This window comes from Pseudomonas sp. TJI-51 (genome assembly GCF_000190455.2).
Classification (GTDB): Bacteria; Pseudomonadota; Gammaproteobacteria; order Pseudomonadales; family Pseudomonadaceae; genus Aquipseudomonas; species Aquipseudomonas juntendi.
Genome location: NZ_AEWE02000016.1, coordinates 6,638 through 7,205, shown reverse-complemented (window position 1 = coordinate 7,205; position 568 = coordinate 6,638). Strand labels below are relative to the sequence as shown.

The window sequence follows — 568 nt, the reverse complement described above, 5'->3', positions numbered from 1 at the left end:
GGTACAGGCTGGCCAGCAGCGTGACCCATTCAGTCCGCAGGGATTTGAAATTGAGCATCAGTGTTCGCAATCAAGAGTGGTTATCAACCCCACGGCCCGACGGCACTGTGGGAAAGTTGGGCGAACTCTAGAAAGCGCACCATCAATTTTTTGTGAAAAAGTCGGTAACAATTTAGTGATGGCGAGGCTTTTTCCCGTTAATGCGGTTTTCTTCAGCTGCCGTTCAGCCTGCAGCCCGTGAACGGCTTGCGCAAAGACGGCTATCCTCAGTGGTCAGGACCCAATCGACAAACCTGACAGAGGTGAAGAAATGCCAGTTCCGCATGATCTGCTCGCTGACCTGCACATTACCGCTGAGAAGTTCCAGGCACTGATGGACAACGACCAGGCGCTGCATGCACTGCACAAGGAATACAACGCCAAGGACAAGGAGGTGGTGGCCGCCGAAGGCAACGGCACCAACGACGACGCCGTCAACCGCCTGCGCAAGGAGCGGTTGCTGATCAAGGACAAGATCGAACGGATCATTCATCCGCCCAAATCCTGACCGAGCATTTTCTTTGAATTC

Annotated in this window: 2 protein-coding genes; both read left to right on the top strand. The window is 53.9% G+C overall.

The features are described 5' to 3' along the window. The coding region (locus G1E_RS28935) for a hypothetical protein (RefSeq protein ID WP_218186957.1) at window positions 1-241 on the top strand (241 nt) is incomplete at its 5' end. A gap of 69 nt (window positions 242-310) precedes the next feature. Further along, complete coding sequence (locus G1E_RS04625) at window positions 311-547, top strand: YdcH family protein (RefSeq protein ID WP_029886178.1); 237 nt, start codon at window positions 311-313, stop codon at window positions 545-547. Window positions 548-568 lie beyond the last annotated feature (21 nt).

Coding starts and splice junctions, on each gene's coding strand:
- G1E_RS04625 (WP_029886178.1), top strand. CDS start 311: ATGCCAGTTCCGCATGATCTGCTCGCTGACCTGCACATTACCGCTGAG.